The 24,330-nt window shown below is 66.0% G+C and carries 24 protein-coding genes; 14 read left to right on the forward strand and 10 right to left on the reverse strand.

Annotated features, from left to right (window positions below):
• Nucleotides 1-33 precede the first annotated feature (33 nt).
• The gene (locus tag Q0L30_RS05655; protein ID WP_296652369.1) at nucleotides 34-540 is read left to right on the forward strand and encodes an Lrp/AsnC family transcriptional regulator; all 507 of its coding nucleotides are present in this window, start codon (nucleotides 34-36) and stop codon (nucleotides 538-540) included.
• A gap of 22 nt (nucleotides 541-562) precedes the next feature.
• On the opposite strand, the gene Q0L30_RS05660 is transcribed toward Q0L30_RS05655, so the two are convergent.
• Nucleotides 563-1,075: a flavin reductase family protein gene (locus tag Q0L30_RS05660; RefSeq protein WP_296652371.1), complete on the reverse strand. Its 513-nt coding sequence runs from the start codon at nucleotides 1,073-1,075 to the stop codon at nucleotides 563-565.
• A 184-nt stretch (nucleotides 1,076-1,259) separates the two neighbouring features.
• Here Q0L30_RS05660 and msrA point away from each other — a divergent pair, with 184 nt between their 5' ends.
• On the forward strand, nucleotides 1,260-1,808 hold the full coding sequence (msrA, locus tag Q0L30_RS05665; protein ID WP_296652373.1) for a peptide-methionine (S)-S-oxide reductase MsrA: 549 nt from the start codon (nucleotides 1,260-1,262) through the stop codon (nucleotides 1,806-1,808).
• A gap of 138 nt (nucleotides 1,809-1,946) precedes the next feature.
• On the opposite strand, the gene Q0L30_RS05670 is transcribed toward msrA, so the two are convergent.
• The gene (locus Q0L30_RS05670) at nucleotides 1,947-3,314 is read right to left on the reverse strand and encodes a DUF72 domain-containing protein (protein WP_296652375.1); all 1,368 of its coding nucleotides are present in this window, start codon (nucleotides 3,312-3,314) and stop codon (nucleotides 1,947-1,949) included.
• A 320-nt stretch (nucleotides 3,315-3,634) separates the two neighbouring features.
• The gene (gene pdxH, locus Q0L30_RS05675) at nucleotides 3,635-4,276 is read right to left on the reverse strand and encodes a pyridoxamine 5'-phosphate oxidase (RefSeq protein WP_296652376.1); all 642 of its coding nucleotides are present in this window, start codon (nucleotides 4,274-4,276) and stop codon (nucleotides 3,635-3,637) included.
• Between the two features lie 203 nt (nucleotides 4,277-4,479).
• Here pdxH and Q0L30_RS05680 point away from each other — a divergent pair, with 203 nt between their 5' ends.
• Entirely contained in the window at nucleotides 4,480-5,343 is an 864-nt protein-coding gene (locus tag Q0L30_RS05680; protein WP_296652378.1) for a tRNA threonylcarbamoyladenosine dehydratase, read from the forward strand.
• A 138-nt stretch (nucleotides 5,344-5,481) separates the two neighbouring features.
• Here Q0L30_RS05680 and trxA read toward each other — a convergent pair whose 3' ends face one another.
• Together trxA and Q0L30_RS05690 are read right to left on the reverse strand one after the other, a co-directional pair.
• Nucleotides 5,482-6,330, reverse strand: coding sequence for a thioredoxin (gene trxA, locus Q0L30_RS05685; protein ID WP_296652380.1), 849 nt, complete (start codon nucleotides 6,328-6,330; stop codon nucleotides 5,482-5,484).
• 161 nt (nucleotides 6,331-6,491) lie between these two features.
• Complete coding sequence (locus Q0L30_RS05690; RefSeq protein ID WP_296652381.1) at nucleotides 6,492-7,373, reverse strand: pirin family protein; 882 nt, start codon at nucleotides 7,371-7,373, stop codon at nucleotides 6,492-6,494.
• 200 nt (nucleotides 7,374-7,573) lie between these two features.
• Between Q0L30_RS05690 and Q0L30_RS05695 the strand changes: the two genes are divergently transcribed.
• Entirely contained in the window at nucleotides 7,574-8,476 is a 903-nt protein-coding gene (locus Q0L30_RS05695) for an EamA family transporter (protein ID WP_296652383.1), read from the forward strand.
• A 98-nt stretch (nucleotides 8,477-8,574) separates the two neighbouring features.
• Here the strand turns inward: Q0L30_RS05695 and Q0L30_RS05700 are convergent, their stop codons facing one another.
• Nucleotides 8,575-10,161 (reverse strand): N-acetylmuramoyl-L-alanine amidase, encoded by a 1,587-nt coding sequence (locus tag Q0L30_RS05700; RefSeq protein ID WP_296652384.1) that lies wholly within the window; start codon nucleotides 10,159-10,161, stop codon nucleotides 8,575-8,577.
• Complete coding sequence (gene tsaE / locus Q0L30_RS05705) at nucleotides 10,143-10,739, reverse strand: tRNA (adenosine(37)-N6)-threonylcarbamoyltransferase complex ATPase subunit type 1 TsaE (protein WP_296652386.1); 597 nt, start codon at nucleotides 10,737-10,739, stop codon at nucleotides 10,143-10,145. The genes Q0L30_RS05700 and tsaE overlap by 19 nt, the downstream gene beginning before the upstream one ends.
• Nucleotides 10,740-10,876: 137 nt before the next feature.
• Here tsaE and queG point away from each other — a divergent pair, with 137 nt between their 5' ends.
• The 9 genes from queG to Q0L30_RS05750 all read left to right on the forward strand — a co-directional run bounded on the left by queG (nucleotide 10,877) and on the right by Q0L30_RS05750 (nucleotide 20,978).
• Nucleotides 10,877-12,184 (forward strand): tRNA epoxyqueuosine(34) reductase QueG, encoded by a 1,308-nt coding sequence (queG, locus tag Q0L30_RS05710; protein ID WP_367277777.1) that lies wholly within the window; start codon nucleotides 10,877-10,879, stop codon nucleotides 12,182-12,184.
• A gap of 77 nt (nucleotides 12,185-12,261) precedes the next feature.
• Nucleotides 12,262-12,735: a methylated-DNA--[protein]-cysteine S-methyltransferase gene (locus Q0L30_RS05715; protein ID WP_296652389.1), complete on the forward strand. Its 474-nt coding sequence runs from the start codon at nucleotides 12,262-12,264 to the stop codon at nucleotides 12,733-12,735.
• On the forward strand, nucleotides 12,732-13,712 hold the full coding sequence (xerD, locus tag Q0L30_RS05720) for a site-specific tyrosine recombinase XerD (protein WP_296652390.1): 981 nt from the start codon (nucleotides 12,732-12,734) through the stop codon (nucleotides 13,710-13,712). The genes Q0L30_RS05715 and xerD overlap by 4 nt, the downstream gene beginning before the upstream one ends.
• A 122-nt stretch (nucleotides 13,713-13,834) precedes the next feature.
• Nucleotides 13,835-14,326 (forward strand): Cys-tRNA(Pro) deacylase, encoded by a 492-nt coding sequence (ybaK, locus tag Q0L30_RS05725; protein WP_296652392.1) that lies wholly within the window; start codon nucleotides 13,835-13,837, stop codon nucleotides 14,324-14,326.
• A 191-nt stretch (nucleotides 14,327-14,517) separates the two neighbouring features.
• A complete protein-coding gene (gene plsY, locus Q0L30_RS05730; RefSeq protein ID WP_296652394.1) occupies nucleotides 14,518-15,141 on the forward strand; it encodes a glycerol-3-phosphate 1-O-acyltransferase PlsY in 624 nt (207 codons plus the stop codon).
• Between the two features lie 335 nt (nucleotides 15,142-15,476).
• Entirely contained in the window at nucleotides 15,477-17,276 is a 1,800-nt protein-coding gene (locus tag Q0L30_RS05735; RefSeq protein WP_296652396.1) for a methyl-accepting chemotaxis protein, read from the forward strand.
• Nucleotides 17,277-17,552: 276 nt separating this feature from the next.
• Nucleotides 17,553-18,584: a phosphate ABC transporter substrate-binding protein PstS gene (pstS, locus tag Q0L30_RS05740; protein WP_296652399.1), complete on the forward strand. Its 1,032-nt coding sequence runs from the start codon at nucleotides 17,553-17,555 to the stop codon at nucleotides 18,582-18,584.
• Nucleotides 18,585-18,974: 390 nt separating this feature from the next.
• Entirely contained in the window at nucleotides 18,975-20,378 is a 1,404-nt protein-coding gene (locus Q0L30_RS05745) for an aspartate aminotransferase family protein (RefSeq protein ID WP_296652401.1), read from the forward strand.
• A 132-nt stretch (nucleotides 20,379-20,510) separates the two neighbouring features.
• Complete coding sequence (locus Q0L30_RS05750; protein ID WP_296652435.1) at nucleotides 20,511-20,978, forward strand: YaiI/YqxD family protein; 468 nt, start codon at nucleotides 20,511-20,513, stop codon at nucleotides 20,976-20,978.
• A 90-nt stretch (nucleotides 20,979-21,068) separates the two neighbouring features.
• On the opposite strand, the gene infA is transcribed toward Q0L30_RS05750, so the two are convergent.
• The 3 genes from infA to Q0L30_RS05765 all read right to left on the reverse strand — a co-directional run bounded on the left by infA (nucleotide 21,069) and on the right by Q0L30_RS05765 (nucleotide 22,859).
• Entirely contained in the window at nucleotides 21,069-21,335 is a 267-nt protein-coding gene (infA, locus tag Q0L30_RS05755; protein ID WP_296652404.1) for a translation initiation factor IF-1, read from the reverse strand.
• A gap of 447 nt (nucleotides 21,336-21,782) precedes the next feature.
• Entirely contained in the window at nucleotides 21,783-21,986 is a 204-nt protein-coding gene (locus Q0L30_RS05760; RefSeq protein ID WP_293036946.1) for a cold-shock protein, read from the reverse strand.
• 387 nt (nucleotides 21,987-22,373) lie between these two features.
• A complete protein-coding gene (locus Q0L30_RS05765; protein WP_296652408.1) occupies nucleotides 22,374-22,859 on the reverse strand; it encodes a YajQ family cyclic di-GMP-binding protein in 486 nt (161 codons plus the stop codon).
• 303 nt (nucleotides 22,860-23,162) lie between these two features.
• Here Q0L30_RS05765 and murB point away from each other — a divergent pair, with 303 nt between their 5' ends.
• Entirely contained in the window at nucleotides 23,163-24,221 is a 1,059-nt protein-coding gene (gene murB / locus Q0L30_RS05770) for a UDP-N-acetylmuramate dehydrogenase (RefSeq protein WP_296652411.1), read from the forward strand.
• Nucleotides 24,222-24,330: the final 109 nt, after the last annotated feature.

Below are 24,330 nucleotides of genomic sequence, written 5' to 3' on the forward strand. Positions count from 1 at the left end.
TAATTCAAAACAAGTCGGGAATGGGGACCAAATATGAATGCAATCTCGCTCGATGCTACCGATTGCCGTATTCTCGCTGTGCTGCAAAACGAGGGCAGAATCAGCAACCTCGATCTTGCCGAGCGTATTTCGCTCTCGCCGTCGGCGTGCCTGCGCAGGCTGCGGCTACTTGAAGAACAGGGGGTGGTGGAGCGCTATCGCGCGTGCCTGAACCGGGAGATTCTCGGCTTCGAGATGGAGGCGTTCGTGCAGGTATCGATGCGCAACGACCAGGAAAGCTGGCACGAGCGCTTCGTGAGCGCGCTGCGCGACTGGCCCGAGGTGGTGGGCGCGTATGTCGTGACGGGCGAGACGCATTATCTGCTGCGCGTGCTCGCCCACAATCTCAAGCACTATTCCGATTTCGTGCTCAACAAGCTGTACAAGGCGCTGGGCGTGATGGACATCCGCTCGAACATCGTCCTCACGACGCTGAAAGTGGAATCGGGCGTCCCCGTCGATCTGATCCAGCAGCGGGAGCCGAAGAGCGCCGTTGCGTGAGGCGGGCCGAGCCCGCGCGTGCTCAGAGCGGCTCGATCTGGTGGAAGCCGCCGCCGTGGTAGACGAGCGGCGGCGCATGGGCGAGGTCCTCGCGCACGCCGCAGCGCTCGACCTCGCCGACGAAGATCACGTGATCGCCTTCATCGTAGCGGCTGCGGTTGTGGCACTCGAACCAGGCGAGTGCGCCATCGAGCACGGGCATGCCGCTGTCGCCGGCCGCGTGCGCGACGCCTTCGAACCGGTCGCCCTTCACCGTCGCAAAACGCTTGCACAGGTCGAGCTGCGACGCGGCGAGCACATTCACCACATAATGGCTGTTCGCGCGGAACACCGACATCGACGCCGAGCGCGTGGCGAGGCTCCACAGCACGAGCGGCGGATTCATCGACACCGAGTTGAACGAGCTCGCGGTGATGCCGATCAGCGGGCCGTTGGGCACGCGTGTCGTGATCACCGTGACGCCGGTCGCAAACTGGCCGAGCGCGCGGCGAAATGCAGCGTCGTCGAAGTTGGGCGGGCTGGCGCGGCGGGTCATCGGAGCGCGGCTCCGTTTGCGGGGCGCGCACGAGGCGCGAAGAAAGCGAAAGTCGGAATCAACATCATGTGAAAGAGCGGCGAATTGTCGCAATTCTAGCGGAAGCAGCCGATGGCCGCCCGGCTGGCACGACTGTTTCCAGCCCCGGTCGCGGATAGCGGACCGCATTCAAGGAGTGAGCAGCATGAATCAGACAGTCGAAACGGCCACGCTTGGCGGCGGATGTTTCTGGTGCCTCGAAGCCGTGTATCTGCGCGTGGAAGGCGTGCTTGCGGTGGAGTCGGGCTACGCGGGCGGCCACGTCGCCAACCCGAGCTACGAGCAGGTCTGCGACGGCCAGACGGGGCATGCGGAGGTCGTCAACGTGACGTTCGATCCGGTGAAGATCGGCTACCGCGAGATCCTCGACATCTTCTTCGGCATCCACGATCCCACCCAGCTCAACCGGCAGGGCAACGACGTCGGCCAGCAGTACCGGTCGGTGATCTTCACGCACTCCGAGGCGCAGCGCGAGACGGCGCTGCAGGCGATCCGCGAGATCGCGGCGGAAGGCGTGTTCGACGGGCAGATCGTCACCCAGGTGCTGCCGCTCGACGGCAACTATTTCCCTGCCGAGGCGTATCACCAGAATTACTTCGCGCAGCACGCGGATCAGGGCTATTGCGCGGCGGTGGTCGCGCCGAAGGTCGCCAAGTTCCGCCAGAAGTTCGTGCACCGGCTCAAGCCGGAGTGATGTGGTGTGATGTGATTTGGCGCTGTGCTTTGCGCGGCGCTCGCGGGTTCCGAAGGAGCGGGGCGCATGGGCGTTTCCCGCTCTTTTTTTGCGTCGACGGCGGGTGCGGGCGCGGTCGCACTCGTTAGTCGTCGGTCTTCAGTCGTCTGCCGTGTCTGGCTCGTCGTGGCCGGGTTGCGCGGTCGCGTGGTGCTCCTCTTGAGTTGCTTCGGCGTCGCTGTGCTCCTCGTGCGCCATTTCCCCCTGTAACCGCAAAAACTCGTCGGCGATCGATTGCGCCAGCTTCGCACACGACAGCGGCGACGAGCCCTCCGCCTTGTTATTCGTCGTGATCAGCACGCTCTGCCCCGCAAGCGCGTAGCGCGCAGCCAGCTCCGCGAGCGCGTCGCGCGTGTGCGGGTCTTCGTCGACGAGCTTGTCGAACGGTTCGTAACGCGCCTTCGCCTGTTCGTAGCGAAAGCCGCTGTGCAGGCTCCAGCGCACGATCAGCGGACCGGCGGGCGTTTCGCCGTCCATCAGCGCCAGCGCCGCGGCCTGACGCAGCGGGTCCGGCATGCGCGCGTGCAGCCCCACGCAGTAACGCACGCCTGCCGCGCGCAGCGTGCGCACGAAGCGCGGCGTGAGCAGACTCGCATCGCGGATCTCGACGGCGTAGCACGGGCCGTCGGGCGTGGGCGGCAGCGGCGGCAATGCCATCAGGAACGCGTGGAGGCGCTCGACGAATACGGCCGGATCGGCGAGCAGCTGGTCGGGCAGCGGCGGGAACTGGAACACGAGCGCGCCGGCCTTTGCGCCGAGCCCGGCAAGACAGGGCTCGACGAACTCGCTCGCCGCCAGTTGAGCGTTCAGGAAGCACGGGTTTGCCGCGACCGGTTCGCCGCGCTCGCCGCGCACGCTGGCGTCGGTGATCGAGGCGGGCGCCTTCACGATAAAGCGGAAGTGATCGGGCACCTGCTGCGCGTAGCGCAGGTACTCGGCGATGGAGAGCGGCGCGTAGAACGACCGGTCGATGCTGACGGATCGCAGCAGCGGATGCACGGCGTAGGCTGCCAAACCGTCGCGGGCCAGTTTGGCGTTGCTGTAGTCGTCGCCGTAGACGATGCCGCGCCATCCCGGAAACGACCACGACGACGTGCCGAGGCGCACCTGCGGCGGCAATCCGGCGGCGAGGTCGAGCGTGGCCGTGTCGGCCACGACCGGGAGGACGCCGCGGGCGCGGCGCTTCGGGGCGGGCGGCGCGGCCGGGCGGGCTGCGCTCGCTGCGGGGAATTCCGCGAATTCGGCGAATTCAGCGCATTCAGCGGTGGTGGGCGCGGGCTCAGGCTCGCGCTTCACGCGTGGCGGCCGTGGCGCGGGTGTTTTCGGCGCCGGTTCGGGCGCGACGAAGCCGAACAGATCGGCTTGCGGCTCATCGGACCTGGCGGCCGTGGTGGCCTCGGCGGTGATATGTGCCTCGTCCGTCGTGTCGATGGTGGCTGCCGGGGCCGGGGCGTCTCGGTCGTTCATGCGTGTGCGCCTCGAAGTTCTGCGCCCAGACGTCGAGCGTGTGCGCATGGTGAGGTCGCGCGCGCACGGCGTCAACCGCCCGTGGCTCGCAGGACTGCGAAGCCAGCGAAGTCGTGCCCGTGCGGCGGGCGCACGAACCTTTGCACGCCGTATGGCGTGAGCGCATCGAGAGGGCCAACCACGCAGGTCAACCGCACAGGCCAACCGCACAGGCCAACCGCACAGGCCAACCACGCAGACCAACCACGCAGACCAACCACGCAGGCCAACCGCACAGACCAACCACGCCGCAGCGCAGCCGGCCCGCCGATGCCAGGCCCTTACGGCGCGAGGCGCTCGATGCGCCACGCAGCGCTCTCGTTCTCGCGCGAGTAACGAATACGGTCATGCAGGCGCGACGGGCGGCCCTGCCAGAATTCGACGGTATCCGGCACGAGCCGGAAGCCGCCCCAGTGCGGCGGGCGCGGCGGATTCTCGCCGAACTTCGCGCCGAACTCGCGCTCGCGCGCTTCAAGCTCCGCGCGGCTGCCGATCACGGCGCTCTGCTGCGACGCCCACGCGCCGATGCGCGAGCCAAGCGGCCGGGAGTGGAAATACTCGTCGCTTTCGGCGTCGGTGGTCTTCTCGACCTTGCCGTCGATGCGCACCTGGCGCTCCAGCTCGATCCAGTAAAAGAGCAGGCACGCGTGCGGATTGGCGATGAGATCGTGGCCCTTGCGGCTCTCGTAGTTCGTGTAGAACACGAAGCCGCGCTCATCGACGCCCTTGATGAGCAGGATGCGCGCGCTCGGACGGCCTTCGGCGTCGACGGTCGCGACGGTCATCGTGTTGGGCTCGGGCAGCTTCGCGTCGAGCGCCTGGGCAAGCCAGGTCTGGAACTGGCGGATGGGATCGGGATCGACATCGGCGGCGTCGAGCGAGCCGAGCGAATAGGTCTTGCGGAGGTCGGCGAGAGTCGTCATGTTTTAGGCAGGCACTTCCATGCGGACAAATAGGGCGAAGGACGCAACATGCTGCACGCACCGCTGCGGCGTGACACGTATGACACAAGGCGCGGGGCCCGGCGTGCGCCGGTGCTCAGCGAATCGCGTCCGATCAGGCAAAATACGGGTCTCGCATGGACCGCGGCAGTATGCGTGCGGTCCGCTTTTGAACTGCTACCGTCATGTCCAGTACCCCGATTTCGCCGCAAACGGATCTTACCGCGCTCCCGGCGCCCGAAGAAGCCGACCGTGCCCGCCGCTTCGGAGGCGTCGCGCGGCTTTACGGCGCACCGGCGCTTGCAGCGTTCGAGCGCGCGCACGTCGCCGTGATCGGCATCGGCGGGGTCGGGTCGTGGGTTGCCGAGGCGCTCGCGCGCAGCGCGATCGGCACGCTCACGCTGATCGACCTCGACAACGTCGCCGAAAGCAACACCAACCGCCAGATCCACGCGCTCGACGGCAATTACGGCAAGCCGAAGGTCGAGGCCATGGCCGAGCGCATCAAGCTGATCGACCCGGACTGCGACGTGCGGCTCGTCGAGGATTTTGTCGAGCCGTCGAATTTCGATGCGGTGCTCGGCGGCGGTTTCGACTACGTGATCGACGCAATCGACAGCGTGCGCACGAAAACGGCGCTGATCGCATGGTGCGTGGAGCACCGACAGCCGCTCATCACCGTGGGCGGCGCGGGCGGGCAGCTCGATCCGACGCGCATCCGCATCGACGATCTCGCGCTGACGATCCAGGACCCGCTGCTCTCGAAGGTGCGCGGCCAGTTGCGCAAGCACCACGGCTTTCCGCGCGGGCCGAAGGCCAGGTTCAAGGTGAGCGCCGTGTATTCGGACGAGCCGCTCATCTATCCCGAAGCCGCGGTGTGCGACGTCGATCCCGAGGCCGAGCACGTCGTGACGTCGCCTGGGCATCACGCGCCGGTCGGCCTGAACTGCGCGGGCTTTGGATCGAGCGTGTGCGTGACGGCGAGTTTCGGTTTCGCGGCGGCGGCGCACGTGTTGCGCACGATTGCGCACGCTGCGACGGCGCGCTGATCGCGCTGACAATCCACGCCATTTCCTCGCGCGCAAATAAAAACGCACGGCCCGTGCAAGGCCGTGCGCTTTTCGTTTCGACCGCGCGTTGTGCCGTGAGGGCGGCGCTTCAGTTCTTCCGTGCTTCCGGCCTTCCGTTCAGTTGAGCACCGCGCTCAGCTTGCGGCGCCATTCGCTCACGAGCTGCGGCTGATGCGCCGCGAGATCGAACACCGAAAGCATGGTCTTGCGGCCGATGTCGTCGCGGAACGTGCGGTCGCGCTTCACGATCTCCAGTAGCTGCTCGAGCGCGCCCGCAAACTTGTGTCGCGCGATCAGCGCGCTCGCGAGGTCGAAGCGCGCCTCCAGATCCGCCGGATGCGCGGCCACCTGGGCTTCGAGCGCGTCCGTGGGCGGCAGATCCAGCGCGGCGTCGAGCGCGTCGAGGCGCGTCTTGATCGCGTTGAAGCGCGGGTCGATGCCCTGCGTGGTCTTCGGCGAGAGCAGATCGACTTCCACGCGTGCTTCGTCGCCGCGATTGTCGGCGAGCAGCAGCTCGATCAGGTCCATGCGCGCTTCGTCGTGGCCCGGATCGTAGGCGAGCGCGGCTTGCAGCGCTTCGTAGGCTTCGTCGCGGCGGCCCTGCGCGAGCGCCTCTTGCGCCGCGCGGCGCTCGGCTTCGGCGGCGTCCGGAATCAGCCCGTCGATGAACTGGCGCAACTGGCCTTCGGGCAGCACGCCGATGAACTGGTCGACAGGCTGTCCGTCGACGAATGCGACAACGTGCGGAATGCTGCGCACCTGGAAGTGCGTCGCGAGTTCCTGGTTTTCGTCGACGTTGACCTTCGCAAGCTTCCATTTGCCCGCGTATTCGGCTTCGAGCTTTTCGAGCATCGGCCCGAGCGTCTTGCACGGGCCGCACCAGGGCGCCCAGAAGTCGATCAGCACCGGCGCGAGCGTCGATGCCTCGATCACGTCTTTTTCAAAAGTGGCCAGCGTGGTATCCATTGCGTCCTCGTCGGGTTCAATCTGTCTCGCCCTCACTTGGGGACGAAACGTTCGAGTTCAATCGGCACCCTGCACCCTGTACTCTGCTCCCGCCATCCGGCGCGCGCACGCGCCGTTCGTCCGGTGATTGTTCGGCGCTTGTTCGGCCATGGTCCGGCCATTCACCGCGGCTTCTTTTCCGGCAGCGGAATCCATTCGGTTTCGCCGGGGACCTGTCCCATTTCCTGGTGCGTCCACGCGGCCTTCGCGGCCTCGATCTTCTCGCGCGAGCTGGCCACGAAGTTCCATTCGATAAAGCGCTCGCCCTCCAGCCTTTCGCCGCCGAGCAGCATCACGCGTGCCCCGTTCGTGCTCGCGAGCGTGACGGTCTCGTCCGGTTCGAGCACGGCCATCGTCGTGGTTTCGAGCGGTGTGCCGTCGATCGACAGATCGCCCTCGACGAGATAGACGCCGCGCTCTTCGTGCTCCGGTTCGAGCGCGATGGCGCCGCCCGGCGCGAAATCGGCGGCGACGTAGAGCGTGCCCGAAAAAGTCTCGACGGGCGAGGTTTCGCCGAACGCCGTGCCCGCGATCACGCGCAGCGTGACGCCGTTGCGCCGGATTTCGGGCAGCGTGGCCGCGGCGTGATGGAAGAACGACGGATCGGTGTCCTCGTGATCGAGCGGCAGCGCCACCCAGGTCTGGATGCCGTGGATGGTCGAACCCTTCGCGCGATCTTCCTGCGGCGTGCGCTCCGAGTGAACGATGCCGCGCCCGGCGGTCATCCAGTTAACATCGCCGGGGACGATTTTCTGCTGTGAGCCGATGCTGTCGCGATGCATGAACGTGCCGTCGAACAGGTAGGTGACGGTGGCGAGGCCGATGTGCGGGTGCGGCCGCACGTCGACGCCCGCGCCCGCTTCGAGCGTGGCCGGGCCCATGTGATCGAAGAAGATGAACGGCCCGACGAGGCGCGCCGCAAGTGCGGGGAGCACGCGTCGAACGAGCAGGTTGCCGATGTCGCGCGTATGAGGCTTGAGAACCACTTTGATCGATGAGGACATGAAAGCTTCCTTGACGGTCGGACAGCACGGAAAGGGGAGTCGGCGGCTGGCGCGGCTTGCGCGCGGGCGCGGCCATGCGGGCGAGTCCACATTCTAGCGCCCGCCCTTATGGGTTGCTGCGGGGCTGCTGCGGCGATGCTGCGGGGACGCGCCGCTCCCGGTACACTCGCCAATCCGGCTGGAATGACTTGGAGCGCGCGATGTCGCCGAAGGATCTGTTGCTTGCGCTGGTGGTGGTGCTGGCGTGGGGCGTGAATTTCGTGGTGATCAAGGTGGGGCTGCACGGCGTGCCGCCGATGCTGCTCGGCGCGCTGCGCTTCTTGCTGGCGGCATTTCCGGCCGTGCTGTTCGTCAAGCGCCCGAACGTGCCGCTGAAGTGGCTGCTTGCCTATGGCGCGACGATCTCGTTCGGCCAGTTTGCATTTCTGTTCTCGGCGATGTTTGTCGGCATGCCGGCCGGTCTTGCCTCGGTCGTACTCCAGGCGCAGGCGTTCTTTACGCTCGGCTTCGCGGCGCTCTTTTTGCACGAGCGTTTTCACGCGCGCAACGTGGTCGGCCTGCTGATCGCGGCGCTAGGCCTTGCGCTGATCGGCATGCAATCGACGGCGGGCGGCGGCGCGCAGGCCATGACGATCGCGGGCTTCGCCCTCACGCTTTGCGCATCGGTCATGTGGGCGCTCGGCAATATCGTCACGAAGAAAGTAGGGAAGGTCGATCTGGTGGGGCTCGTCGTCTGGGCGAGCCTGATTCCGCCGCTGCCGTTTCTCGTGCTGTCGTACTTCTTCGAGGGGCCGCTGCGCATCGAGCGCGCGCTGGAGGGCATCGGCATGTCTTCCGTGCTCGCGGTCGTCTATCTCGCCTTCGTCGCGACCGTGCTCGGCTACAGCCTCTGGGGCCGCCTGATTTCGAAGTATCCCGCAAGCCAGGTCGCACCGTTCTCGCTGCTCGTGCCGATCATCGGGCTCGCTTCCGCGTCGCTCATGCTCGGTGAGCGCCTCACCGGCGCCGAAATCGGCGGCGCCGCGCTCGTCATGATCGGGCTCTTCGTGAATGTTTTCGGCGGCTGGGTGCGGCAGCGCTTTGCAGCCGCGCGGGAGATGTGAAGTGGGGGTGTGAACTGCGGGTGTGAACTGCAACGCGGGCGCTTCTGTGGACGCTTGCGCGGCAAGGCGGGGCGCGTTGGTTTCGCGCCCCGCGCACCTCAGGTCATGCGGTTTTTCGCAAGCGGCGGATTCGCCGCGAAATAGCGCTTGATGCCCTTGAGAATCGCGTTCGCCATCTTGTCGCGATAGGCGTCGTCGTTGAGCTTCGTCTCTTCTTCCGGGTTGCTGATGAACGCGGTCTCGACAAGGATCGACGGAATGTCGGGCGCCTTGAGCACCGCGAAGCCCGCCTGCTCGACCGAGCCCTTGTGCAGCTTGTTGATGTCGCCGATCTCGTTGAGCACGAAGTTGCCGTAGCGCATCGAATCGCGGATCTGCGCCGTGGTCGACATGTCGAAGAGCGCGCGGTTCACGGCGGCGTCGGCGGTCTGGACGTTGATGCCGCCAATCTGGTCCGACGAGTTTTCCTTGTTCGCCATCCAGCGCGCCGCGGCGCTCGACGCCCCGTGCTCGGACAGCGCGAACACCGACGAGCCGCGCGCGGTCGGCGTCGTGAACGCGTCCGCGTGGATCGACACGAAAAGGTCCGCACCCACGCGCCGCGCCTTTTGCACGCGCACGTTCAAGGGCACGAAGAAGTCGGCGTCGCGCGTCATCATCGAGCGCATGTTGGGCTGCGCGTCGATCTTCGCGCGCAGCCGCTTCGCGACGTCGAGCGCCACATGTTTTTCGTAGGTGCCCGCGCTGCCGATCGCGCCCGGATCTTCGCCGCCGTGGCCCGGATCGATCGCCACCGTCAACAGACGCACCGTGCCGCCCTTGCCGGACTTCGGCGCAACGAAGCCGTAGTTGTCGTCCCCGCTCTCGGCACCGTCCTGGGCGAGCGCGGGCGCCGAGGGTGACGTGGGTGCAGCGGGTGACTTCAGCGCGGACTTCGGCGTGCGTTGCGCGATGACCGGCGGCGCGGACGGTGCAGGGCGCGCCGCGTGTACGCGAGGCGCGGCGGCTGAAGGGTTTGCCCCGTCGTTTTGCGCGTAGCGCTCGAAGAAGGCGTCGCTGTTGTCGGCCGACGGCTCGGTTGGCGCGGCTGAGGGGCCCGCGAGCGTCGAAGGCGGCACGTCGTGCCGCATCGTCTCTCTCGCGTCGAGCTGCTCCTGCTTCTTCTCGGTCTGTGCGAGCAGTTCCATCAGCGGATCGGGCGCGACGGCGGGATACAGGTCGAACACGAGCCGGTAACGGTAGGTGCCGACCGGCTGCAGCGTGAACACCTGCGGCTTCACCGAGCCCTTGAGATCGAACACCATGCGCACGACGTGCGGCTGATATTGGCCGACGCGCACGGACTGGATCTGCGGATCGTTCGGCGCGATCTTCGAGACGAGATTCTTCAGGGCGTCGTCGAGGTCGAGACCGTTGAGGTCCACGACTAGACGGTCCGGGCCGCGCAGCGTCTGCTGCGTGGTCTGGAGCGGCTGATCCGATTCGATCGTGACGCGCGTGTAATCGCGCGCAGGCCACACGCGCACGCCGACCACCGAAGTCGCGAAAGCGAGGCGCGGCGCCGCGAGGCCCAGCACCAGCGTGGACGCGCCCGCCTTCAGGATCTGCCGGCGCCGCCAGTTGTGCGTCGCGGTGGCGGCCGATTCGATCGTGCGGAACGGTTTGATTAACAACTTTCTAGACATGCCTTTCCCGATGCGCTGTATGCATAGGCGGTGAGCACGCGGCCCTCGCCGTAGTTCCCGGGTTCGAGCGAGAACACGAGGTCCGGTACGCCGAGCAGGCCACCCGCGCGTTGCGGCCACTCGACGAGACACACCGCGCCGGCCGCGAAATACTCGCGAAAACCGGCGTCGGCCCATTCGGCCGGATCGCTGAACCGGTACAGATCGAAGTGATAAAGCTGAAGTTCGCCGTTCGCCGTCTCTACCGTGTAGGGCTCGACGAGTGTATAGGTGGGGCTGCGCACGCGTCCGGCGTGGCCGAGTGCGCGCAGCGTTGCGCGCACGAGCGACGTCTTGCCCGCGCCCAGCTCGCCCACCAGTTGCACATGCAGGCCGCCAAAGCGCGGTGTCTGCGCGTCTTGTGCGTCCTGCGCGGCTTGGGCGGTTTGTGAGCGGTGCACTTCGAGCGCATGGGCAAAGCGTGCGCCGAACGCGTCGGTGGCGGCTTCGTCCGCGAGGTCGAAGCGGCGTTCGAGCAGGATGGCGGCGAACGGTTGCTGTGCGTGTTCGAAACCGGACGTGACGGACTTAAGGGACATTCTCGTAAAATGACGTGATGAACCGCAGTCCCCAGCCTTCCTCTTCAGACTCCGCGCCCGGCTTCACGGACGCGGCAGATCCTTCATCCGGCGCGGCAGATGCCGCAGCGTCGTCGTGCGAAGCGCACGCGAGTGCTTTGCCGCATTCGTCGTCTTCGGCGCCGCTCGATTCAGCGGCGCTTGCCGCGCTTGCGACGCGCATCCGGACATGGGGACGAGAACTGGGGTTCGGTGCGATCGGCATCAGCGACACCGATCTGTCGCATGCCGAAGCGGGCCTCGCCGCGTGGCTCGAAGCGGGCTGCCACGGCGAAATGGATTATATGGCCAAACATGACATGAAACGCGCGCGGCCAGCGGAGCTTGTGGCCGGTACGCGACGCGTGATTACCGTGCGCATGTCTTATTTGCCGGCGGCGGCGTTCTCTCCCGACGCAGACAACGCAGGCGCGACGGCGGCTGCAAGCGGGACGCAAGATTCAGTCCAATCCGCGCAAACCGCACAAACCGCGCAAGGCGACTGGCGCGCACGCGAGCGCGCACGGCTCGCCGATCCGCAGGCCGCCGTCGTGTCGGTCTATGCGCGTGGCCGCGATTATCACAAGGTGCTGCGCGCGCGTTTGCAGCAGCTTGCGGAGCGTATCGAGGGCGAGATCGGCTCGTACGGGCATCGCGTGTTCACCGATTCGGCGCCGGTGCTCGAAGTCGAACTCGCGCAAAAGGCGGGCGTGGGCTGGCGCGGCAAGCACACGCTGCTCCTGCAGCGCGACGCGGGCTCGCTCTTTTTCCTCGGCGAACTCTACGTCGACGTGCCGCTGCCTGTGGACGACAAAGCGGACGACGAAGCGGACGACAATGCCGCAACGACACCCGACCCCGCGAAAGAAACGGCGGGCGCGCACTGCGGCAGCTGCACGCGCTGCATCACCGCGTGCCCGACCGGAGCGATTACAGCGCCGTATCGCATGGATGCGCGGCGCTGCATTTCGTATCTGACGATCGAATTGAGGGGCAGTATTCCCCTGGAAATGCGCGAGCTGATCGGCAATCGTGTGTATGGCTGCGACGACTGCCAGCTCGTGTGCCCGTGGAACAAGTTTGCGCAGGCCGCACCCGTCGCCGATTTCGACGTGCGGCACGGACTCGATCGCGCGACACTCGTCGAGCTGTTCGCCTGGAGCGCTAAAGAATTCGACGAGCGCATGCAGGGCAGCCCGATCCGCCGCATCGGCTATGAGTGCTGGTTGCGCAATATCGCGGTCGGGATGGGCAACGCGTTGCGTGCGCCGCGCGTCCCCGCCGGGCAGCACGCGGGCGTGCTGCGCGCGAACAAGCCACTCGACGCCGAAGCACGCGCGGCCATCGTTGCGGCGCTGCGCGCGCGCGAGCACGACGAATCGGAACTCGTGCGCGAGCATGTGCAGTGGGCGCTCGAGGCGGCGTAGATTACAAAACGCAGCGAAAACGAAGTGGCGAACGAGCCGCGCGCTGAAACCGCGCCGCGGCGCAGACGGAGGCAAGCATGTTTAATGCAGTAATCGACGCACCGTTCGGCAAGGTCGGTATCCGCACCGGCGGCGAGACGGTGCGCGAGATCGTCTATCTGCCCGAAACGACCGCGAACTACGCGCCCGACTGCGCGCTCGCGGCGCGCACGGCGGCGCAGATCGTGCGCTATTTCGAGGACGCGTCCGCGGGCTTCGACTTGCCGCTTGCCGCACTCGGCACGCCGTTCCAGCGGCGCGTGTGGCACGGCATCTGCGCGATCGGGCCGGGCGCGGTGCTCACCTATGGCGAACTGGGCAGGCGCATCGGCAGCGAGTCGGCGCGCGCGGTCGGCCAGGCGTGCGGCTCGAATCCGTTTCCGCTCGTGATCCCGTGTCACCGCGTGGTGTCGGCGAGCGGCATCGGCGGCTTCGCGCATCACGGCGGCGACGGGTTTTTCCGCGATGTGAAGCGCTGGCTGCTCGCGCACGAAGGCACGTCGATCCGATGACCGGTGCGAACCCGCAGGCCGACGCGCTGGCAACCGAGGCCGCCGCCGATTCAGCCGACACCCCGACGCCCGAAGCCGCCGCCGCGCTCAACGCGAGCCTCCTGTGCATCGACACGTTTTGCGACGCGCTGTGGCTCGAACACGGCCTCTCGCGCAACACGCTCGATGCGTACCGTCGCGATTTGCGTCTGTTCGCCGAGTGGCTCGCGAGCGCGCGCGCGAGCACGCTCGATACCGCGCGCGAAGACGATCTCTTCGCCTACAGCGCGCGCCGCAAGGAAGACAAATCGACGTCGGCGAACCGGCGGCTTTCGGTATTTCGCCGTTACTACGGCTGGGCGCTGCGCGAGCAGCGCGTGCATGCCGATCCGACCGTGCGCATCCGCTCGGCGAAACAGCCGCCGCGCTTTCCCACGACGCTCAGCGAGGCGCAGGTCGAGGCGCTGCTCGGCGCCCCCGACGTTACGACGCCGCTTGGTCTGCGCGATCGCACGATGCTCGAACTGATGTACGCGAGCGGCCTGCGCGTGACCGAACTCGTGACGCTGAAGACCGTCGAGGTCGGGCTGAACGAAGGCGTCGTGCGCGTGCTCGGCAAGGGTGCGAAAGAGCGGCTGATTCCTTTCGGCGAGGAGGCGCATGCGTGGATCGAGCGCTATCTGCGCGAGGCGCGGCCCGTGCTGCTCGGCGCGCGTATGGCCGACGCGCTGTTCGTGACCGCGCGCGCGCAGGGCATGACGCGCCAGCAGTTCTGGCACATCATCAAGCGCCACGCGGCGGCGGCGGACGTGCATGCGCCGCTCTCGCCGCACACGCTGCGCCACGCGTTCGCGACGCACCTGCTCAATCACGGCGCGGACCTGCGCGTCGTGCAGTTGCTGCTCGGACATAGCGACATCTCGACGACGCAGATCTACACGCACGTCGCGCGCGAGCGCCTCAAGCTGCTGCACGCGAGACACCATCCGCGCGGGTAGGGTGACGCGGCGACGCCTTGTCCCCGCTTTGTCTGCGCTTCGTCCCCGCTTCGTCCCCGCTTGGTCCCCGCTTGGTCCCCGCATCGATGCAGCCCGGCACGCGTGCGCATTACAATGCGCCGATGAGCAAATCGAAACACGTCTCCGAAACGCCCGCCACGCAGATGCTGCGCCGCGCGGGCGTCGCCTTTGGCGAACATCCCTACGAATACGTCGAGCACGGCGGCACATCCGAATCGGCGCGTCAGCTTGGCGTGGACGAGCATCGCGTCGTCAAGACGCTCGTGATGGAAGATGAGCACGCGAAGCCGCTGATCGTGCTGATGCACGGCGACCGCACGGTATCGACGAAGAACCTCGCGCGCCAGATCGGCGCGAAGCGCATCGAGCCCTGCAAGCCCGAAGTCGCGAACCGGCATTCCGGGTATCTCGTCGGCGGCACATCGCCGTTCGGCACGAAGAAGACGATGCCGGTCTACGTCGAGTCGACGATCCTCGAACTCGACGCCATCTGGCTCAACGGCGGACGCCGCGGCTATCTCGTGAGCCTCGCGCCCGCGGTGCTCGTCTCGCTGCTCGGCGCGAAGCCCGTGCAGTGCGCAAGCGTCGAATAACGTTGACTAACGTCGAATAGCGGCGAGTAGCGACGAGTAGCGGCGCGCGGGCGGCGACTGTAGCGCACGCCTCGGCAGGTTCCCGGGTTCGCGCGCACCGCGCGCTTCGGTAGAATGGGCGGCCTCGCGCATCCGGCGAGGCCACGATGGCCGCGCCGCGCGCCATGTTCAACCTCCACCGGGTCTCGTGCATGTACAACTTGTTTGTCGCCGTTCTGGCCTATCTGATCGGCTCGGTTTCGTTTGCCGTGGTCGTGAGCGCCTCGATGGGCCTCGCCGATCCGCGCTCCTACGGCTCCGGCAATCCCGGCGCGACCAATGTCCTGCGCAGCGGCAACAAGAAGGCCGCGATCCTCACGCTGCTCGGCGACGCCTTCAAGGGCTGGCTGGCCGTGTGGCTCGTCGCGCACTACGGTCCGCGCTTCGGTCTCGGCGACCTGGCGATCGCGCTTGCCGCCATCGCCGTGTTCCTCGGCCATCTCTATCCGGTGTTCTTCCGCTTCCAGGGCGGCAAGGGCGTGGCCACCGCCGCGGGCGTGCTGCTCGCGATCCATCCGGTGCTCGGCGGGGCGACGGTGCTCACCTGGCTCATCATCGCGTTCTTCTTCCGCTACTCGTCGCTCGCGGCGCTCGCCGCAGCCGTGTTCGCGCCGCTCTACGACGTCTTCATGTTCGGCCCGAATGTCATCGCGCTCGCGGTTCTCGGGATGAGCGTGCTGCTGTTCTGGCGCCACCGCTCGAATATTTCGAAGCTGATCGCGGGCACCGAAAGCCGCATCGGCGACAAGAAGAAAACCGCCGAAACCGGTCAGTAAGCCGGTCAACAAGCCGGTCAACAAGCCGGTCAACAAGCCGGTCGATAAACCGGTCGATAAACCGGTCGATAAACCGGTCGACAAGCCGGTTTTGCAGCAAGAGCGGGCCTGCGTGCCCGCTTCGTCATTCACAGCGGCACGTGCGCCGCTGCCCGCCGCTTTACACCCCGCCTGTTTCGTCCGCTTCGTCCGTTCGGTCCATGTCGTCCGATTGGTAGATTCGCGCCCCGTTATTGATGCGGCTCAAGTTTGCCGTGGGGGTTGCCGTAAACCCGAGGCATGGCCCCGGACCGTTGCTGGCGGCCAACTCGCTTTTTGCAGGAGCCGACTTCCCCATGCTTTCCACCCTCCGCGCGCGCATCGTCGCGCTCGCCGCCGCCATTGTCGTCGTCGCGCTCGGCGCGAATACGGCCCTCGAATATTTCGTCGCCAGCTCGCACAGCACAGAGGCGGTGAACAGCACGCTCTCGGCTGTCGAGGGCAGCGAGGCGTCCGGCATCGGCGGCTGGGTCGCTTTACACGCGCAGATGATCAACTCGCTGCAGGACGCCGTGCTGGCCGGGGATCCCCTTCCCGCGCTCAAGCAGATCGCGCTGGCGGGCGGCTTCATGAACGTCTACGCCGGCTTCGCGGACAAGACCTCGAAGTTCTCCGATCCGACCGGCATTCCGCCCGATTACGACCCGACCGGGCGCCCCTGGTACAAGCAGGCCGTCGCGGCCGGCAAGGGCATCGTGACGGCACCGTACGTCGATGCCGCCACCGGCAAGCTCGTGGTGACGTTCGCCGTGCCCGTGATTCGCGACGGGGCGGTGAAGGCCGTCGTCGCGGGCGACGTGACGATGGACAGCGTGATTGCAAACGTGCGCTCGATCCGCCCGACGCCGAACAGCTTCGGCATGCTCGTCGACAGCACGGGCCAGATCGTCGCGCACCCGGACGAGAAGCTCACGCTCAAGCCCATCTCGGACGTCGCGTCCGAACTGACCGGCGATCGCCTCGCCGCGCTCTTCGCCTCGCCGGACCCGCTGCCCGTGGACGCGGGCGGCAGCGTCAAGCTGATGCGCGCACAGCCCGTCGCGGGCACCGACTGGCACGTGATCGTCGCGCTCGACCGCTCGGATGCGACAGCGGACATGCGCTCGCTGCTGACCGCTTCGCTGATCGCGCTCGTCGTGATCGCGGCGGTGGCGGCCGGGGTGGTGGTGGCGGCGACGGCGGTGACCTTCAAGCGGCTCTCGAACGTGCGCGATGCGATGGACGGTATCGGCGCGGGCGAGGGCGATCTCACGCATCGCCTGCCCGACGAGGGCAACGATGAAGTCGCGCAGATTGCGCGCTCGTTCAACGCGTTCATGGACAAGATGCGCCAGGTGATGCGCCAGATCCGCGACGCGAGCGAGTCGGTGCGCACGGCGAGCGACGAGATCGCGGCTGGCAACATCGATTTGTCGAGCCGCACCGAATCGGCGGCGTCGAACCTGCAGCAGACCGCTGCGTCGATGGAGGAGATCACCTCGACGCTCGCGCAGTCGGCCAACGCGGCGCGGCAGGCGGACGTGACGGTGGCGTCGGCGTCGCAGGCGGCGTCGCGCGGCGGCGTGGTGATCGGCGACGTCGTGCGCACGATGGACGCCATCGAAGAGGCATCGGTGAAGATCGCCGACATCATCGGCGTGATCGACGGCATCGCGTTCCAGACCAACATCCTCGCGCTCAACGCGGCGGTGGAAGCGGCGCGCGCGGGCGAGCAGGGCCGCGGCTTCGCGGTCGTGGCGGGCGAGGTGCGCAGCCTCGCGCAGCGCAGCGCGCAGGCCGCGCGAGAAATCAAGGAACTGATCGAATCGACGGTGGCGAGCGTGAAGTCGGGCTCGCAACTCGTGCACGACGCGGGCGACACGATGGACGAAATCCTGCGCAATGTCGCGAACGTCACGAGCATCATCTCCGAAGTGACGGGCGCGGCCGCCGAGCAGACGCGCGGCATCGAGGAGGTGAATCGCGCGGTGAACCAGCTCGACGAGATGGTGACGCACAACGCGTCGCTCGTCGAAGAATCGACGGCCGCCGCCGCGGCGCTGCGCGGCCAGGCGGCGAATCTCGCCGATTCGGTGGGGCAGTTCAAGCTCGACTGAGCCGGGCGGCGCAGGCGGAACGGTTCGCGGGACGGTGCACGCAACGGCGCACGAAACGGCGCACGAAACGGCGCACGAAACGGTGGCGCGGCAGGAATGCCGCGCCGTTTTTTTTTCCGGTCCGGCACGTGAAACGCCACGCGCTACGACGATGACTATTATTCCGACATTCGGCCACCCGGAAGTCGGCTTGGTCTGCCGCGCACGTCACCGAATTGTCACCGGCCCCGACTAGTTTCATACGGCAACACTTACAAGACTTTCGAGGAGAGTTTCATGAAAAATCCATCGATCGTGCTTTGCGTGGCCATCAGTGGACTGTTCGGCGCACCGGCCTGGTCAGCCGATATCACCGGTGCGGGCAGCACGTTCGCCGCGCCGATCTACAACAAGTGGGCCGACGCGTACCTGAAATCCGGCGGTGCCCGGGTCAACTATCAAGGCATCGGATCGTCAGGCGGCATCAAGCAGATCCTCGCCAAAACCATCGACTTCGCCGGCTCCGACGCGCCGATGAAAGACGACGAACTCCAGAAGAACGGCCTGTTTCAGTTTCCGACCGTGGTCGGCGGCGTCGTGGCCGCCGTCAACCTTCCGGGTGTGAAGCCGGGCGAACTGACGTTGTCCGGTCCGGTGCTCGCCGATATCTATCTCGGCAAGATCAAGAAATGGAACGCGCCCGCCATTGCGGCGCTCAATCCGAACGTCAAGCTGCCGGATACGGACATCGCCGTTGTCCGGCGCGCGGATGGCTCCGGCACGAGTTTCATCTGGACGCACTTCCTGTCGCAAATGAGCCCGGACTGGAAAACGAAGGTGGGTGAAGGCACGACGGTGAACTGGCCGACCGGAACCGGCGGCAAGGGCAATGACGGCGTGGCGGCATTCGTGCAGCGCCTTCCGGGGGCCATCGGCTACGTGGAATGGGCGTACGTGAAGCAGAACAGGATGGTCTATACCGCGATGAAGAACCAGGCGGGCGCGGTGGTGCAACCGACCATCGAAACGTTCAAAGCGGCGGCGGCCGGCGCGAACTGGTCGAAGAGTTTCTACCAGATCCTCACCGACGAACCCGGGAAGAACGCCTGGCCGGTGGTCGGCGCAACGTTCGTGATGCTGCACACCACGCAGGACAAGCCGGAACAGGGCAAGGCCACGCTCACGTTCTTCGACTGGGCGTTCAAGAACGGTAACCAGGCCGCGCAGGACCTCGACTACATCTCGCTGCCCGATGCCGTCGTCAACGAAATTCGCACGCAATGGCGCGCGAAGGTGAAGGACTCCGGCGGGAAACCGGTCTTCCAGTAATCCGCCGCAGCAACGCGACGCCTTCTTCGCCCTCTTTCATCGTTCTGCCGATGGAAGAGGGCGGCTGAAGCCCGGCCGCATTTCCGCTTCCACGCTCCCTCGTCGTCCAGCCGGTTGCCGTGCCGGACTCCCTCAATGCGCGCCGTGTTATGTGGCATTATGTGGCAGATTGACCGAATTTGGCGCGACGCGTAAAGTGTGCTTTCGGTTGAGTCAGTCGCGGGAATTGCGCGTTCTGGAGACGTTTGAGATGAGCCGTTCAATGCATTCAAAAAGGTTGCGCATGAAACGAACAACGACGCACGATGCGCGGCCTGCATCCTTCTTCATGACTGTACCGGCGGCACACACCGGCGATTCCTGCATTACCCCCTTCGCGACGGTGCGCTCATGAGTGCGCCCGCATTGCCCGCCGGCAGCGTGACTCAGTCGGAAAGCGACACCAATCTCACCGGCCGCCGTCACACATGGCAAGCGCGCTCGCTCGACGCCAACACGCGTGCACTCCTCGCGCGCGACGCCGCGGCGTTCGTCCACCAGTCCGTGTCCACGCCGTGCCTGAACGCGATTGCAAAGGCCGAAGGCATCTGGATCGAGGACCTCGCGGGACGCAGGTACATGGATTTCCACGGCAATAACGTGCACCACATCGGCTACGGCCATCCACGGCTCAAGCAGGCCATCACGGCGCAAATGGACGCACTGTCGTTCGCGCCGCGCCGCTATGCCTGCGAAACGGCGGTGGAACTCGCAGAAAAGCTCGCGGCAATCGCGCCGGGCGATTTATCGAAGGTACTCCTGACAACCGGAGGCTCCGACGCAATCGAAGTCGCGATCAAACTCGCTCGCACGGCCACCGGACGCTTCAAGACGCTGTCGTTCTGGGATGCGTTTCACGGTGCGGGGATCGGCGCATCGGCGTTGTCGGGCGAAGCGCTGTTTCGTGCGGGGCCAGCCGCGCCGCTCGTCGCGGGGGCGCAGCACGTCGCGCCGTTCGCGTGCTATCGGTGCCCGTACGGGCACGCCTGCGACGAGCACGGCGCGGCGAGACTCGACGCATGCAACATGGCGTGCGCGAACATGGTGGATTACGTGTTGGCGCGCGAGGGCGATGTGGCGGCTGTGATCGCCGAGCCCGCGCGCTGCGTGCCTTATCTGCCGCCGCCGGGCTATTGGCGACGCGTGCAGGAGGCGTGTCGCCGCCACGGCGCGCTGCTCATCTTCGACGAGATTCCGACCGGGCTCGGGAAGACCGGGCGAATGTTCGCGTGCGACCACGACGGCGTCGTGCCGGACATCCTCGTGATGGGCAAAGCGCTGGGCGGCGGAATTCTCCCCATCGCCGCGTGCCTCGCGCGCGCGGATCTGGACGTGGCGGGCGGCTGGGCGTTCGGTCACTACACGCACGAAAAGAATCCCGTCACGACGCGCGCGGCGCTCACGACGATTCAGATCATCGAGGATGAAGGTCTCGTGGAGAATGCGGCACGCGTGGGCGCGCTTGCGCTCGAACGGATGGACGAGATGAAGCGCAGGCTCGGTGCGATTGGCGACGTGCGCGGACGCGGTGTGCTGCTCGGGATCGAACTCGTGAAAAGCCGCGCGGATAAGGCACCCGATAACGAACTCGCGGAGGCCGTACTCTATCGCGCACTGAATCGCGGCCTGTCGTTCAAGACGACCATGGGCAACGTGCTGACGCTTACACCGCCGCTGACCGTCACGCCTGAGCAGATGCTGGATGCGCTGGCCGTGATCGAAGAAGCGATTGCGGCCGGGACGTCGGCTGCCTGAAGATACGCGCGGCGAACCGCAGAAAACCGAACGCCCGCACGCGAAACTGCGCAGGAAATATTCGTGGCGTCGCTCCGAATCGCAGCAAGCGCCTGGTATATGATCGCGGCCTAACGTACTGGAATGATCTTCATGCAAGTGCTGGTCGATGCCGACGCCTGTCCTGCCGTCATCAAAGACATGTTGTTCCGGGCCGCGCGGCGTGCCGAAGTGCGCGTGACGCTGGTTGCCAACCAGTTCCTGCGCACGCCGCCGTCTCCGTTTATCAAGTCGATCCAGGTGCCCGCGGGTTTCGATGCAGCCGATGCGCGCATCGTGGAACTCGTCACATCGGGCGACCTGGTGATTACCGCGGATATCCCGCTCGCCGCTGCGGTGATCGAGCGCGGCGGACACGCGCTCGATCCGCGCGGAAACTGGTTCACGCCTGACAATATCCGTGAGCGCCTGACCATGCGCGACGTCATGGAACAACTGCGCAATTCGGGCGTTGAAACGGGCGGGCCGACGCCCTTCAGTGCGCGCGACAGCAAGGCGTTCGCTGGCCAGCTCGACCGGTTTCTCGCACGCCACAGCGCGCCGCCTCGCGGGGCGGCCTAGTTTCCACTCAGTTTTCGCTTAGTCGTTGCTCGGTTGCCACTCAATCGCAGCGAGCAGAAGCAAATGCGTGCGTTCAGGGCCGCAGCACGCTTATCGGCGGTACGTGCCGGTTCGCGGCTGTCCACTCGGCGCGCGCTCGTCCTTGTGGCGGAAGTTGATCCGACCTTTCGTCAGATCGTAGACCGACAACTCCAGCGTGACCCGGTCGCCGGCGAGAATTCGAATGTGATTCTTGCGCATGCGGCCCGATGCATATGCACTGACCACCACGCCGTTTTCGAGCGTGACGCGGTATTTGCTGTCCGGCAGCACTTCGTCGACGACTCCGTCGAGTTCCAGCAGTTCTTCCTTTGCCAAATCAATGCCTCCAAAGAGCGTCGTGTGGCGTCGATGCAAGACGTCGGCGAATACGGCCGGTCACTGCATCGCTTTCGCGCAGGGTGATGTAGAGCGTTGTCCGGCGCAATTTGCCTATACGCGCGAAAGCGAATGAGCGCGAACCGGGCCAGGGAGCAACGATGTTCAGGGCGGCGAACTCCGGCAATCCAGAAGCGCTGCGGATTTTCCGGGGAATACGCCTGAGCGACGCCGTCGATCAGCACCCGGTTCTGAGCCAGCTGGCGCGAACCCGATATCGACCGATAGACGCGAAGACGAGACAAACCACGAACACCACACCTTTCACCTGCCGGTGCGGCACAACCAGGAATGCCAGAAAAGAGGAATGCCTTGCCGTGGCGCGCGAGCGCCACGGCAAGGCAAGAGAATCGCTCCGCCCCAACGGGCGGACGCCATCAGGCAGCTTTACAGCGGCGTGATGTTCGAAGCCTGCAGACCCTTCGGGCCACGCTTCGTTTCGTAGCTGACCTTCTGGCCCTCGGCCAGCGTCTTGAAGCCCGTGCCCTTCACTTCGGAGAAGTGCGCGAACAGGTCGTCGCCGCCCTTGTCCGGGGTGATGAAGCCAAAGCCCTTGCTATCGTTGAACCACTTAACAGTACCGGTTTCCACTAGTAAATCCTTAAACAAACGAACAAAAATTCACGCCCCAGAAAAGAAGGCGAATGAAAAATCAAAAAAGAAGAGGTCAACGAGAGCCGCATAAAGCGGCAAAAGATGAGCGATCAAGCATTTTGGCGATTTTGCCCGGTGACGGTACCCGGTGTCCAGTGGCGCGTCAAGCGCTTTTTTCAGGCAGTAGGGTTACTTTCCCGCTTTTTTCCGCAGCAAGCACGCGTCTTTATGCGCTGCGACCGCCTGGCGATCGGGGCAACATCGGGACAACATTGGGGCAACGATTGCCGGATTCGCACGTCGCGAGCGGTCGCGAGCGGCGAAGGCACGGCAGCCGTGGCGCGTGCCTTCAGCGTATGCATTTCGCCCGTGCGATCAGTCCGGTCAGTCGCGGAAATTGTTGAAGTCGAGCGGAGTGTCGGTGACGTCCTTGCGCAGCATGGCGATCACGCTTTGCAGGTCGTCGCGCTTCGTGCCGGTCACGCGCACGGCGTCGCCCTGGATGCTCGCCTGAACCTTGATCTTGCTGTCCTTGACGAGCCTGACGATCTTCTTGGCGAGGTCGCCCGACACGCCCTTTTTGACGGTGATGACCTGCTTGAGCTTGTCGCCGCCGATCTTCTCGATCTTGCCGTAGTCGAGGAAGCGCACGTCCACGTTGCGCTTGGCCATCTTCGAGATCAGCACGTCCTTCACCTGGCCGAGCTTGAAGTCGTCGTCGGCGAACGCGGTCAGCTCGCGTTCCTTTTGCTCGACACGCGCATCCGAGCCCTTGAAGTCGAAGCGCGTCGAGATCTCCTTGTTGGATTGCTCGATGGCGTTCTTCACTTCGATCATGTTGGCTTCGCTGACGACGTCAAACGATGGCATTGCTTTCTCCCAGTAGTGCGGGTGCTGTAGCTGCGGGCGGCGGCCATCCAGACAGGCGCCGCGCCGCACACTCGCTATAATCACGGACCGACGCCATTCTACCGGCGCCATTGCGTTTGCCCAAGGCCGCGCGGCCGCGGGCGCGTTACCGGGTGTTGGTCCGGTCGGCGGCCTGGTTGTTAGCCTGGTTAGCGGCCTGGTTGTTGTCCCGGTTATAGGCCCGATCTGTCCTGCCGGTGCAGTCCGCTTTTTGTCCTGGGTTGTCCGTTTTTGTCCGTCTTGTCCGCTTCTCCGTTGGCTGCGATGTCCGCCCCTGATCCGATCACCGTCGATTTGTCCACCGTGTGGTTCGCCGCCGGATATGCGCTGCGCGCACACAACACCTTCGGTTTCGACGTGCGCGCGCGCCTTGCCTGCCGCATCGATAGCGAAGCGGACCTGATCGACGCCGTGCGCGACCCGCGCGCGGCGGGGTTGCCGATGCTCGTGCTCGGCGGCGGCAGCAACGTGGTGCTCACGCGCGATTACGACGGCCTCGTGCTGCTCATGGCGCTGCACGGCCGCCGCGTGGTGCGCGAGGACGCCGACGCCTGGTACGTCGAGGCCGCAGCGGGCGAGAGCTGGCACGAATTCGTTTCGTGGACGCTCGAAGCGGGCATGCCGGGCCTCGAAAACCTCGCACTGATTCCGGGGACGGTGGGCGCGGCGCCGATCCAGAACATCGGCGCCTATGGGCTCGAAATGGCCGATCGCTGCGCATCGGTGCGCGCAATCGAGACGGCGACGGGCGCGGTGACCGAATTCGACGCCGAAGACTGCGCGTTCGGCTACCGCGACAGCTTTTTCAAGCGCGAAGGGCGCAATCGCTACGTGATCACGTCGGTGACGTTCCGGCTGCCCAAGGCGTGGCAGCCGAACGCCGGTTACGCGGATCTGTCGCGCGCGCTCGCAGAGCGCGGCGCCGATGGCGCACCCGATGCGCGCGCGATCTACGACGCCGTGGTGGCGGTGCGGCGCGCGAAGCTGCCGGACCCGCTGCTCATCGGCAATGCGGGAAGCTTCTTCAAGAATCCGGTCATCGACGCGCCGCAGTTCGATGCGCTTTTCGCACGCGAGCCGCAAATCGTCTCGTACCGGCAGGCGGACGGGCGCGTGAAGCTGGCCGCGGGCTGGATGATCGACCAGTGCGGCTGGAAAGGCCGCGCGCTGCGCGCGGCAGCCGTTCACGACCGCCAGGCGCTGGTGCTCGTGAACCGCGGCGGCGCGACGGGCGCCGATATTCTCGAACTCGCGCGGGCGATCCAGCGCGACGTCGCGGCGCGCTTCGGCGTGGCGCTCGAGCAGGAGCCGGTGAGCCTCTGAGCCGGTGAGCCTCTGAGCCGCTGCGCCTCTAAACCTCTGAGCCTCCAAGCCCCAAGCCCCAAGCCCCAAGCCCCAAGCCCCAAGCCCCAAGCCCCAAGCCCCAAGCCCC

The organism is Paraburkholderia sp. (genome assembly GCF_024281035.1).
Lineage (GTDB): Bacteria > Pseudomonadota > Gammaproteobacteria > Burkholderiales > Burkholderiaceae > Paraburkholderia.

Excerpts from the sequence above, each read along its gene's own strand:
- pstS (WP_296652399.1), top strand. The coding sequence starts at position 17,553 with ATGAAAAATCCATCGATCGTGCTTTGCGTGGCCATCAGTGGACTGTTC.
- trxA (WP_296652380.1), bottom strand. The coding sequence starts at position 6,330 with ATGGATACCACGCTGGCCACTTTTGAAAAAGACGTGATCGAGGCATCG.
- plsY (WP_296652394.1), top strand. The coding sequence starts at position 14,518 with ATGTACAACTTGTTTGTCGCCGTTCTGGCCTATCTGATCGGCTCGGTT.
- tsaE (WP_296652386.1), bottom strand. The coding sequence starts at position 10,739 with ATGTCCCTTAAGTCCGTCACGTCCGGTTTCGAACACGCACAGCAACCG.
- Q0L30_RS05660 (WP_296652371.1), bottom strand. The coding sequence starts at position 1,075 with ATGACCCGCCGCGCCAGCCCGCCCAACTTCGACGACGCTGCATTTCGC.
- Q0L30_RS05715 (WP_296652389.1), top strand. The coding sequence starts at position 12,262 with ATGTTTAATGCAGTAATCGACGCACCGTTCGGCAAGGTCGGTATCCGC.
- xerD (WP_296652390.1), top strand. The coding sequence starts at position 12,732 with ATGACCGGTGCGAACCCGCAGGCCGACGCGCTGGCAACCGAGGCCGCC.
- Q0L30_RS05750 (WP_296652435.1), top strand. The coding sequence starts at position 20,511 with ATGCAAGTGCTGGTCGATGCCGACGCCTGTCCTGCCGTCATCAAAGAC.
- Q0L30_RS05690 (WP_296652381.1), bottom strand. The coding sequence starts at position 7,373 with ATGTCCTCATCGATCAAAGTGGTTCTCAAGCCTCATACGCGCGACATC.
- Q0L30_RS05700 (WP_296652384.1), bottom strand. The coding sequence starts at position 10,161 with ATGTCTAGAAAGTTGTTAATCAAACCGTTCCGCACGATCGAATCGGCC.
- ybaK (WP_296652392.1), top strand. The coding sequence starts at position 13,835 with ATGAGCAAATCGAAACACGTCTCCGAAACGCCCGCCACGCAGATGCTG.
- Q0L30_RS05655 (WP_296652369.1), top strand. The coding sequence starts at position 34 with ATGAATGCAATCTCGCTCGATGCTACCGATTGCCGTATTCTCGCTGTG.
- Q0L30_RS05695 (WP_296652383.1), top strand. The coding sequence starts at position 7,574 with ATGTCGCCGAAGGATCTGTTGCTTGCGCTGGTGGTGGTGCTGGCGTGG.
- pdxH (WP_296652376.1), bottom strand. The coding sequence starts at position 4,276 with ATGACGACTCTCGCCGACCTCCGCAAGACCTATTCGCTCGGCTCGCTC.
- Q0L30_RS05745 (WP_296652401.1), top strand. The coding sequence starts at position 18,975 with ATGAGTGCGCCCGCATTGCCCGCCGGCAGCGTGACTCAGTCGGAAAGC.
- msrA (WP_296652373.1), top strand. The coding sequence starts at position 1,260 with ATGAATCAGACAGTCGAAACGGCCACGCTTGGCGGCGGATGTTTCTGG.
- Q0L30_RS05735 (WP_296652396.1), top strand. The coding sequence starts at position 15,477 with ATGCTTTCCACCCTCCGCGCGCGCATCGTCGCGCTCGCCGCCGCCATT.
- Q0L30_RS05680 (WP_296652378.1), top strand. The coding sequence starts at position 4,480 with ATGTCCAGTACCCCGATTTCGCCGCAAACGGATCTTACCGCGCTCCCG.
- murB (WP_296652411.1), top strand. The coding sequence starts at position 23,163 with ATGTCCGCCCCTGATCCGATCACCGTCGATTTGTCCACCGTGTGGTTC.
- Q0L30_RS05670 (WP_296652375.1), bottom strand. The coding sequence starts at position 3,314 with ATGAACGACCGAGACGCCCCGGCCCCGGCAGCCACCATCGACACGACG.
- Q0L30_RS05765 (WP_296652408.1), bottom strand. The coding sequence starts at position 22,859 with ATGCCATCGTTTGACGTCGTCAGCGAAGCCAACATGATCGAAGTGAAG.